Source organism: Rubidibacter lacunae KORDI 51-2 (assembly GCF_000473895.1).
Classification (GTDB): Bacteria; Cyanobacteriota; Cyanobacteriia; order Cyanobacteriales; family Rubidibacteraceae; genus Rubidibacter; species Rubidibacter lacunae.
This window is the reverse complement of the sequence record NZ_ASSJ01000092.1, coordinates 21070-32302: the sequence shown is the minus strand read 5'-3', so window position 1 is coordinate 32302 and position 11233 is coordinate 21070. Positions and strand designations below refer to the sequence as shown.

Annotated in this window: 8 protein-coding genes; all 8 read right to left on the bottom strand. The window is 49.2% G+C overall.

Annotation, left to right across the window (positions count from 1 at the left end):
- Positions 1 to 107: 107 nt before the first annotated feature.
- On the bottom strand, positions 108 to 437 hold the full coding sequence (locus KR51_RS16845) for an RHS repeat domain-containing protein (RefSeq protein WP_022609362.1): 330 nt from the start codon (positions 435 to 437) through the stop codon (positions 108 to 110).
- A complete protein-coding gene (locus KR51_RS16840; protein WP_022609361.1) occupies positions 434 to 1279 on the bottom strand; it encodes an RHS repeat-containing protein in 846 nt (281 codons plus the stop codon). The genes KR51_RS16845 and KR51_RS16840 overlap by 4 nt, the downstream gene beginning before the upstream one ends.
- Before the next feature lie 603 nt (positions 1280 to 1882).
- Positions 1883 to 2803: a hypothetical protein gene (locus KR51_RS16835; RefSeq protein ID WP_156915177.1), complete on the bottom strand. Its 921-nt coding sequence runs from the start codon at positions 2801 to 2803 to the stop codon at positions 1883 to 1885.
- Between the two features lie 50 nt (positions 2804 to 2853).
- Complete coding sequence (locus KR51_RS16830; RefSeq protein WP_022609358.1) at positions 2854 to 5907, bottom strand: RHS repeat-associated core domain-containing protein; 3054 nt, start codon at positions 5905 to 5907, stop codon at positions 2854 to 2856.
- A gap of 71 nt (positions 5908 to 5978) precedes the next feature.
- Entirely contained in the window at positions 5979 to 6629 is a 651-nt protein-coding gene (locus tag KR51_RS16825) for a tetratricopeptide repeat protein (RefSeq protein WP_022609357.1), read from the bottom strand.
- Positions 6630 to 6671: 42 nt separating this feature from the next.
- Positions 6672 to 8777, bottom strand: coding sequence for an RHS repeat-associated core domain-containing protein (locus KR51_RS16820; protein WP_022609356.1), 2106 nt, complete (start codon positions 8775 to 8777; stop codon positions 6672 to 6674).
- A 1023-nt stretch (positions 8778 to 9800) separates the two neighbouring features.
- Complete coding sequence (locus KR51_RS16815) at positions 9801 to 10640, bottom strand: hypothetical protein (RefSeq protein ID WP_022609355.1); 840 nt, start codon at positions 10638 to 10640, stop codon at positions 9801 to 9803.
- 4 nt (positions 10641 to 10644) lie between these two features.
- Complete coding sequence (locus KR51_RS16810; protein ID WP_156915176.1) at positions 10645 to 11157, bottom strand: hypothetical protein; 513 nt, start codon at positions 11155 to 11157, stop codon at positions 10645 to 10647.
- Positions 11158 to 11233 lie beyond the last annotated feature (76 nt).

The following is an 11233-nucleotide window of genomic DNA, read 5'->3' as shown; positions in this document are numbered from 1 at the left end:
CGCGGGGCTTCCCGTCTAAAAGCTAAACCAGGGGCAGTGGCTCCATTGACAAACTCCAAAAGAGCATCTTCGCCATCGTTGACGAGGTGCGCTACCGCTCCATCCACTTACTTTGTCAGGCGGGGGTTCATGGCAACGTAAGTTAATTCTACTTCCTGCGCGATCGCCCCCGCCCCATCCTTATCAACCACAGACACGAGCCGGTTTCGGTGGTCCCATTCGAACTCCCGGACTTCTCCTGTCGCGATCGCCGTCTGCCGTTTCAAGTTTCCTTCTGCGTCATACTCATAGGCGTAAGTGCCATCCGATTCCAGTTGGTTGTATTCCCCCGTTGCGTACCCACCTCCATGCAGATGTGAAGTCTTGCGGTTGCCGTTGGCGTCATAGCTGTAGTTTTCGTCCGCGATCGCCTCATCACTGTATTCTCTGCCAGTCAACTGCCCGAGCGCATCGTATGGTACTCCACAAGGCCATCAACGCTGTCGATGCTGTTGATGCGACCGGCACTGTCGTAGGTCAGGTCGTAGAAAGCGATCGCCTCCGTCAAGTTCGAGTGTGTCAGATTCGTTAGTCGGTTGAGTTCGTCGTAGTCATACACGCTCTCGATCGCAAACTGGGTTCCCGCCAGGTCGCTGTAGCGGCTGATGCTCTCGAACTGACCGGTTGGCGTGTAAGTGTAATCTACTCGCTTCTCACTGACGCCTGCGCCGCTCTGGGTCTGCGTTTCTAAGCGGTTCAGGTCGTCGTAGCTGTAGGTCGTGACGCCCGCGGCTGCCTCATCTATTTCCTCCGAAACCGACAGCAAGTTCCCGTTGGCGTCATAGTTGTAGCTCAGTTCGACCTGCGGCGCTCCCGGAGTGCCCGCGTTGTCCACTACGGTGAGGCGATCGCGATCGTCGTACTCGTATTGATAGCTGGAGTCGGGGTCGTTGACGCGGGTTAGGCGACTGGCAATGTCATAGGTTGAGGCGATGGTTCGCGTGATATCGCCGTTGCGATCGAGCCAAAGTTCTGCCGTCTGGCGATTCAGCCCGTCGTAGATGAACTGTCGCGTACGACCCAGCCGGTCTGTCGCCTCGATGCGGTTGCCTACAGCGTCGTACTCGTAAGTCCGGGTCAGCTCGGTCGGCGTGCCGCTAACGTCGGTTGTGATGATTTCCTGGGTGTTGCGATCGCGATCGTCGTAAACGAATCTTGTCTCGTTCCCCACGGGGTCGATAATTTCAGTGGCATTTCCGACGGTATCGTACTCGGTGAAATTAACTCCAAGCTCCGTCATAACCACTCTTTGTCAACCTTGACCAGGACAAACACTTTCGCAGATCTCATAGACATGAGAGCGGGTTACTCAAGGATAAAACACTCGTGCTTAAGCCAGCCATCAACCCTTTACCTGGTAACCCAGTCAAGACTGAACCAGCCCTCGAAAAGTTCAAGCTCCGCACCTTTAGCGCCGACTATAACCCAGGTTGTTCAGGAAGCTAACGCCTGCCAACACTTCGGATTGGGGGGATGCCGAAGCTCGAAAAGCTCTACAACAATCAAATACAGCAATGCGTCGTGAGTTCGAGTAAGGAGGCATCGTCTCCATATTCAAAACAACTCCAGGCACTCAAGGTTCCAAAACCCAACATATCAGTGAGCTGCACCAGATTGCCGAGTTGAAGAAGAAGATTCAAAGACTCGAGCATCATCTCCAATACATGGATAATTTCCTGGCGTTACAAAAAAAACTTGGCGATGCTCTCACACCAGGAGAATAGGGTTTTTGAATTGAAGTTTTTTCACTTACGCAAAATTCTTGACAGTCTCGATGTCATGCAACTTGACAGTTATCTCCCCATAGGTTATAGGTGCATTGTATTACGGCAAGCTGATAATGCTATTCAACAGCACCACCTACTTTCCGAAGATATTCTTGTATCTTCGAACAAAACTGGTATATTACTTCCAACTCAAATCTTTCTTGCAATTCCAGAAGGGTAGTTTCATTTTCCGATCCCGGAGAAAACATGCCTTCAATTTCTAAATGGACGTCCAGGGCGTTTTTTTTATTCTCGGCGAGTATAGGAAAAGCCTCCATTCTGAAAGAGCGAAGGCCAGACATAACATTTTTAATAACAAATCCATATTGCTCTACAGTCTCTAAACCTGCAGAAGCTCTAGCAAACACTATTAGATACGCATACAATTCAGATAATAGATATAGACTGATTGTCTGAACAGCAGTTTTGAGGGCAATCTTTCTTTGCTCATCAACAAGGAAGATTTGCATTAAGCTGCGGGTTTTGCTGTGTGATTGGCTTAGAAATAGAAAGTTTAGTGTGCCTTGTTTAAACTCTAGATAACTCTCGCCGCGAATTTTACATGGTCTTGGAATTGAGACACCCAGAAAGTCAATATTTTTAAGAATAACTTCTCTCAAAATAGAGTCAACCTTAAATCTTGTATCTCCTTCTAAAGGTTTGGTATATAAGAAGTTACGAGTTAAGCTCATAATTTCCTTTACCTTGCTTTCGTTTTGTTTCGTGTGTTTTCCAAACTCGGAGCCATCCGAATTGTGAGTTATGCTCCGAGTCATATTAAGAGATGTATGAAGCATTTCAAGCTCTCTTTCGTTGAGACGTAATTCAACAAAACCAGATAGTTGAATATCTCTCGATGCACTATCAAGTTTTACTTGTAACTCGTGAAACTCTCCAGGATTATACCGACGAGTTTCATCAAGATATTCTTCTCCTTTCAAATAATTGCGTGCTTCTCCAAAGGAATTTCTGAAAATTTCTAATTCGATCAAAGACACTCGAATATCGACGTTTTTGTTGGGTAAAGGTGAAAGTCTCATATTTGTAATCAATTGGGTTCAAATCCGTCATCAATTAGATAATCACGCGCATTTGGACGTCGAAATGCAGTGCTTTCAGATGGTTTGTCTTGATTCTCAATTACTATTGTACCAGAGCCATCATCGTACGATGCTATGGCGCGGTCTCTCCCTGGAATGTTTCTAAGCATTGTTTCGGTAGGGTTAGTTATGACATCATCTATATGCCTTTCCAGCTCATCATCGCCTGTCAGTTCGGGGAAATGTACCTCTAGGTTTCCCCTTGCCCTGGTATGCTCTCCAATTCTCTTGGCATCATCCGATGGCTCATAATAACGCTCTTGATCAGAGAGGGCGTCCCACATTTCTTCTGAGCCCGTACCTGCAGCTGGCTCCTCCGAGTCAGCCCCGCTAGTCCCAGGGTCATTACTGTTCTGCGGTCCTTGATCGGGGGGGAATGCCGGACAACTGTTTGGGGGGTGATCGGGAGGAAAGAAGAGGTCGTCCGACCCTGGAAACAGCTCTGTGGATGGTATATCAAGATACTCTCTTATGTCTCGGAGGAATTCTTCTATCCCGGAAGGCCGAGCCCAGGGAGGTGCGTACATCCAAGAAGGATCTACCCTTTCCTCCAGTCTGTAAGGATTAGAAGGGCTGCCTAGAGGAGCATTCCGTGGAACGTATAGCGGTGCACCGGTAGGAGTGCTCCCTCCTGGGGCAATTTGTGTCGGTGGTGCTGGTGGCACTGTTGGACCGTAGGGTACGATGAAAGCTGGGACTAATGACTCTAGTCCATATGGGTCGATCGCGTTGAGAGGAGAGTTGCCAACGTAGCGATAGAGGTTGACGTCGCCCGCTCCAAAGCCCAGCGGGTCTTCGCTCAGGAAACGCCCGGTCCGCGGGTCGTAGTAGCGGGCGCGGTAGTAGTGCAACCCCGTCTCCTCGTCTCGCTCCCGTCCCGTAAAGCCGAAGCGGAAGTCCACACTTGAATCCGTCTCGTGGACGACGTTACCGAAGCTGTCATAGATGAGGTGGTTGAGAATCTCTCCGTTCTCGTTGAGAATGTAGGCGATTGAGCCCAGATGGTCTGTCAGCGTCCAGCGCACGCCGTCTGCTGTCTCTTCTGCCAACACTTGGTCGATGAAAGGTCCGTGCAGGTAACGCTGCACCAAGGTGCCACTCTCGTCAAAAACCAGAGCAATGTGCTCTCCGTCATAGACGAAGTACTGAGACGTCGCTGCCGCAGGTCCGTCACCGTCAAGGTCGATAACCTTTGCCACTCGCCGATCTAGAACGTCGTAGCGGTACTCCACATCACGGATGAGGTCGCCGTTGCTGTTGCGGACCGCAACCTCGGTGAGGCGGTTGCGGTGGTCCCAGGTGTAGGTGGTGACTTCGCCGCTCGCTTTATCGACTTGCTCGATGAGGTTGCCCTCATCGTCATAGCTGTAGGTGTATCCGTCGTTCTCGCTGAGGCGGTTGTTTGCCTCAGTGACGCTGCCGTCGCTGGTCCGGTTGCCGTTGTCGTCATAGCTATACGTCTCGGTGCCCAAGTAGGTGGCGAGGTCACCCTCGTACTCGGCGCTCAGGAGTTGGTCGCGCCGATCGTAGCTGTAGCTCGCCGTGCCATCAGGGGAATTGCTTTGCGTTAGGCGGTGGGCGCGATCGTAGGTGTAGCTGTAGGTCAGCGGGTCTGACAACGGTGCCGTATCGTGGTTGAGTCCGTCCAGGCGTCCGATCGCGTCGTAGGTGTATGTACTGGTGGCAACAGACGTTCCACCACTCAGACTGTTGTAGCGACGAATTTCTGCCAATTGTGAGGTCTGGTCGTAATCTAGCTCCACGCGCTTTGCAGCGACGCCAGTGCCGCTCTGTGCAATCTCCGTAACGCGGTTGAGGTCGTCGTATAGGAAACTCTCAACGCCATGCTCGACCCCATCAATGAAGTCCGTTACCGAACCAAGGTTGTTGCTATTCACCTGGTACGCGTATTGCAGCTCGACATTTGAGGCCAGTCCCGGTACGAGCTTGTTGATAGCTGATGTTGGGCGACCGGCCCGGTCGTAGCTGAAGATGTGGGTTGGCTCCGTACTGGCATTGCCATCATCGTCAAAGAGCTGCAGGAGCTCGTCTGCCTCGTTATAGTCATAGCCCAGCGTGCGAATGACCTCGCTGTTGGCATTCAGCCAGCGTTCCTCGGTCAGGCGATCCAGCACATCGTAGCTGAACTCGCGGACGCGACCGTTGCGGTCCTCGCTGCGAATGAGGTTACCGGCCAGGTCGTAGGCATGGGTTCGAGTTTTGCCCAGTGCGTTGGTCTCCGCCATGAGGCGGTTCATGGCGTCGTACGCGAACGCGGTCTCATTGGAGATGTCGCTCGGGTCATCGGGGTTGCTGGGATCGGTAACGCGGGTGAGGTTGCCGACCGAGTCGTAGCCGAAGGTGGTGGTATGACCCTCGGCATCCGTCACTCCCGTGCGGCGGTTGAGCGTGTCGTAGCTGTAGCTTTTGGTCAGATCTCCAGCGTTCGTTTCACGAGTGGTAGTCGTGAGGTTGCCATTACCGTCGTAGGTATAGCGCGTAATGGAGTCATTTTCACTAGTGCCGCCCCCCTCATCGATCGCTTTTGTCAGAAGATTGCGGCGATCGTATTCGTAACGAGCGATCCGTCCTTCCTCATCGGTGAATTTTGTCAGGTTCCCTGCATCGTCGTACTCGGCAGTAGTTAGATGACCCAGGGCATTCTGCGAGCCAATCTGACGGTTGAGACCGTCGTAGATGAAGGTGGTGGCGACCGACTCCTCTTGCGTGTTCGGATCGAGAACCGATCGCGGCTCGACAACCGCTATCAGATTACCTGCGTCGTCATACTCGTAGCGAGTGACTTGACCGAGCGGATCGGCGATACTGGTGAGGCGATCGCGATCGTCATAAACGAATCTTGTCTCGTTCCCCACGGGGTCGAAAATTGCCGTGACATTTCCGACGGCATCGTACTCGGTGACGGTAACTCCCAACGCCGTCAGCTCTGCCTGAGTAAACTCGTAATCCGGAGCGAAACCGCCGTCCTCCCGCCGCTGCAAGCTAAGGGGATTCCAAGTCTGGATGAGGCGATCGCGATCGCCATGTCGGCGGTCAGCAAGGAATGCAGGACTTAATTATTCTCTTGCGCTTGACGGAACCAGTATTGAGCTTGTTCTAGGTCAATAGGCAATCCAAGCAAACCATCCTGATAAGCCCGTGCCAAAACCATTTGGGATGGAACATACCCTTGTTTCGCGGCTTTGTGGTAGAAATCTAAAGCGACTGCTTCATTTTCTTGGGAGTCTCCTCCTCTTGCTTCACTTATTTCACCCAATCGGTGATAAGCGTAAGGAAAACCTCCTTCGCCAGCTTTCTGATACCACTCCAGTGCTTCATCAAAACTAAAATCGAATTTCTCCAACGCTTCCTTTGGAAAGTTATAAGCACCTGTGAATATATCGCCTAGACAGGATTGAGCAACTGTAACATTTTGCTTGTCAGCCTCAAGCAAGTACTCAATTGCTTCATCTATAATGTCGAGAGAAAGAAGAGCGATCGCCAGGCTATGTTGCGCTACTGGATGACCTTGTTCTGCTCCAGGTCGGTACCACTTGATAGCCTGCCTGTAATCTTGCTGGACGCCGAGTCCTGAAAAATACATGCTGGCAACTGATAACTGTGCATTTACATCTCCTTCCCTTGCCAAAGGCAGCATTATCCTCATCGCCTTCTCATAGTTCTCAGTATTAAAAGCATATGCTCCTTCTTCGTATCTAGCCATTTCTATCACTCCCGATTGGCTTGATCTGATGTAGTGCCGAGTTCAGTTGATGATATCAAATCCATCATCGCCAGCTCCTCTCTCAATCCAGTTCATGTATTCAGGACACTGCTGATCAATAAAAATATAAGCTGGAATATTCCAAGGCTCAACGCGGCCATTTTGATCTCGACATTTATACACACATATTCGACGACAAAGAGGAGGTTGTGGAGTACTGCTTATAAGCTTACATCTCTTAGGCCAAGCTTCACCACCGGGTTGTTCTAGAGTCCCATCAGCAAGCGGTTGCGGGAATAAGTAGTCGAGAAGGAGGATGCCTAGTGTTCCACCCAACACACCAGCTCCAGGAAATAGTCTTGGAACGGGCGCACGGGGGGCTGGGGGCGGCGCTGGAGGGATTGGAATGGGTGCGGGAGGAGCCGGTCGAGGCGGTGCTTCCACTGGAGCCTCTCCCGTCGGATCGATGTAGTTAGTTGGACTGTTGAGAACGTAACGGTACAAATTATCGTCCCCTCCAGCGAAAGAAATTGGATCTAGGCTGATGAACTTCCCAGTTGTTGGGCTGTAGTAACGAGCTCGGTTGTAGTACAAACCAACCTCAACGTCAAGTTCTCGCCCAGTGTAAAGATAGCGAGTACTGCTGGTGCTGTCAGTTTCGGAGATGACATTGCCGTAGGAGTCATAGTCGATGTGGTTGACCAGATTTCCACCAGCATCAGCTAAGTCACGAGTGCTACCCTGACGATCGCCCAAGAGCCAATGCGTTTCAGCTTGCCCGTTTTCCTTGGCCAAGACTTGATCGACTTGCGAACTGTGCAGATACCGATAAGCCAAACCAGGGGCAGTGGCTCCATCGACAAACTCCAAAAGAACATCGTCGCGATCGTAGACGAAGTACGTTACCGCTCCATCAACTGACTTTGTCAGGCGGCGATTCATGGCATCGTAGGTGAATTCTACTTCCTGCGCGATCGCCCCAGCCCCATCCTTATCAACCACAGACATGAGCCGGTTTCGGTGGTCCCATTCGAACTCCCGGACTTCTCCTGTCGCGATCGCCGTCTGCCGTCTCAAATTTCCTTCTGCGTCATACTCATAGGCGTAAGTGCCATCCGATTCCAGTTGGTTGTATTCCCCAGTTGCGTACCCACCTCCATGCAGATGTGAAGTCTCGCGGTTGCCGTTGGCGTCATAGCTGTAGTTTTCGTCCGCGATCGCCTCATCACTGTAATCGCTGCCAGTCAACTGCCCGATCGCATCGTATGTGTACTCCGCAAGACCATCAACGCTGTCGATGCTGTTGATGCGACCGGCACTGTCGTAGGTCAGGTCGTAGAAAGCGATCGCCTCCGTAGAATTAGAGTGTGTCAGATTTGTTAGTCGATTGAGTTCGTCGTAGTCATACACGCTCTCGATCGCAAACTGGGTTCCCGCCAGGTCGCTGTAGCGGCTGATGCTCTCGAACTGACCGGTTGGCGTGTAAGTGTAATCTACTCGCTTCTCACTGACGCCTGCGCCGCTCTGGGTCTGCGTTTCTAAGCGGTTCAGGTCGTCGTAGCTGTAGGTCGTGACGCCCGCGGCTGCCTCATCTATTTCCTCCGAAACCGACAGCAAGTTCCCGTTGGCGTCATAGTTGTAGCTCAGTTCGACCTGCGGCGCTCCTGGCGTGCCCGCGTTGTCCACTACGGTGAGGCGATCGCGATCGTCGTACTCGTATTGATAGCTGGAGTCGGGGTCGGTGACGCGGGTAAGGCGACTGGCAATGTCATAAGTCGAGGCGATAGTTCGCGTGATATCGCCGTTGCGATCGAGCCAAAGTTCGGCCGTCTGGCGATTCAGCCCGTCGTAGATGAACTGTCGCGTGCGACCCAGCCGGTCTGTCGCCTCGATGCGGTTGCCTACAGCGTCGTACTCGTAAGTCCGGGTCAGCTCGGTCAGCGTGCCGCTAACGTCGGTTGTGATGATTTCCTGGGTGTTGCGATCGCGATCGTCATAAACGAAGCTTGTCTCGTTCCCCAAGGGGTCGATAATTGCCGTGACGTTTCCGACGGCATCGTACTCGGTGACGGTAACTCCCAGCGCCGTCAGCCCTGCCTGAGTAAACTCGTAATCCGGAGCGAAACCGCCGTCCTCGCGACGCTGCAAGCTGAGGGGATTCCAAGTTTGGATGAGGCGATCGCGGTCGTCGTCAACTTACTCGTGCGATCGACCACCAAGCCAATTTCGGAAATGACTTTACCAGCTTTGTCAATTCTGAGTAGGTCGTAGTTGCGTCGGGGGTGACTTCGTCCACAGTGATACTCACCTGACTTCCTAGTGCGCCGGAATTGGATTGGGTAAGGCTGTTATTAGCAGTAATAATGGCTACACGCTGATGTAAGCATTCAGGTCTTGGGGTTGCATTGAGACTTGATATGCGCATGTTGGCAATGCCGCATTCGAAAATGTGCCCTCTGCTACCGTTTGCACCCCTGTCAATCAGTTTAGGCTGCCACCCCTATGAGAAAGGGCAGGTGTCAACCCCGACACCTGAATAGTTACACGTTGATTTGCCGCATTTACTCGAACATAGTGATGAGAACCTCAATAAATCTTTATTCAGGTGCCACCTTGCCACGAAACCATGACTTGACAAACCAGTCTTTCGACAGCATTTGGGGGAGCACAAACCCTGGCCGACTGACACATCTCCTGAAACCTCTAAATCTCGCCACGAGCTTGCGTGGTTTGAGGCGCTTGTGTCAGTCAGTAAGCCTGATCGCTCCCTGACAACTATAAGAGCGTCAACTTCTGGTGCCGCAACGGATGTTCTGGTTGCATTGGTTGGAGGGACATGAAACAAACATGAGCTCTGAAACGTAGGAATAGAATCCAGTCTCGCCTTAACCCTTTTCCCGTTCAGTGTCCATTTTTTGCATCGGTGGATTTGCTTGCAGCATCGGTGTAGTTTTTATGCGAATATGTTTGTAGTAGCTGTTTGGGAATGCTTCCCTAGTGTGCACAGAATGGTAGCTCGAGCAATTCATCCCATCAATTTGCAACACCTCCCTATCAGTAAAATTTCAAAAAAAAATGTGGCGCACTATCTATTGTTGTTTTAAGCTATGTACTAAGATTAGCACAAAAAAATGTCACTCAATCAAAATTCGCTTTTTATTGCCTTATTGCTCACTGTTTTTTAAAACCTTGATCAACAAGGAAGTCACTAAATGCCGATCTTTCCTTACCTCTGGCATCCATGTAGTGCCAATGGTATATATTATTATCAAAACAAACAAAATCATTATTATTGGAAATAGAATTTTTTTCGAGGATGTGGCAAAAAACCTTGATAGTATTCAAATCCTTAGATAATACACGGATATACTTGTGATTCTCAATATTGAAGTGGGTTGATCCTTGCGATAGATACGTTGCAATTCCCACATGACCATTACTGACAACATCGATAAAATTATTCTCAATAAATGATCTTATGTCTCGATAATTAGCAAGATCTTTACTTACATAGTATTCGTCAGCTTCAAAATCATCCCAATCTTTTGAAAGTGTCACCCAAAAAGCTTTAATTGAGATAAAATTTTTAAGAAAAAGAAAATAAATACTTGCTAGATCTTGAGGGCTGACATTGATCAAAAGCTCATAAATACAATCCCGAATCTTTTTTAATTTCCACCCAGGTTTAATATCATATACGGTATTAGATCCTTCTCGAAAAGAGGAAACGACTCCATAGCTGGGGAAGTATATAGGCTCAGTAGGAAATGAATATGAGTTTTTTGATACATAGACTTCATCGTTAACAGAAGATACAAGATTAGGATCTAGTTGATCGAATCTGCATGGATCAATATGAACTAGTACAGGAGATTTCAACCCCAGCTGCACTGCAGTAGATAGTATTTTCTCAATTGCAAAATCTATTTTATCTGACCTCACATAAAACATTTTCAAAGATGATTTTTTTTGATCGGTGCTCCTCAAAAGAGACATATAAAAACCAGTCATTTTTCTACGATAGTAAATTTACTGCAGCCCCATTATGGAAATACGCTAGCACTTGTTTACTTGAAAGTTTTTGAGCATTTTCAAGTCGAATCATTTTATCATATATGTATTCTAGCTTCTGATTTTCCTGACTTATCAAAAAAAGACTTTTCTTGTTCTCTGTATTGATGGCAGGTAGACATCCTATCTGGCCTTTTAACATACATTTCTCTATATGCGTACATAAATTATGCTCCTTGTTGGCAGATATACTTATTTTATCTTTATATTCTTTCAGCCAAAGCTGCAATATATCATCAAAGTCATAGTTATCTCCTAGTTTCTCTCCAATTATTAGAAGACTATCAATTCCAAACAAAGGTCTTGAGATAAATGCATAGGATTCATCAATATTCATTTCGGCAAGGATACTTATATCGGAGTAGAAAGAGTATCCTTCTTGAAGGATAGTATTTTTCTTAATGACATTCCTGGATAAGGCTTTCCATCCACCAAAGGCCCTTAACTTATCATTCATAGCTTGAGAACGTTTGCTATTAAATCTTGACACAAGCCATGCTATGCAATGAAATGGAGTAATGGATCTAAGGATC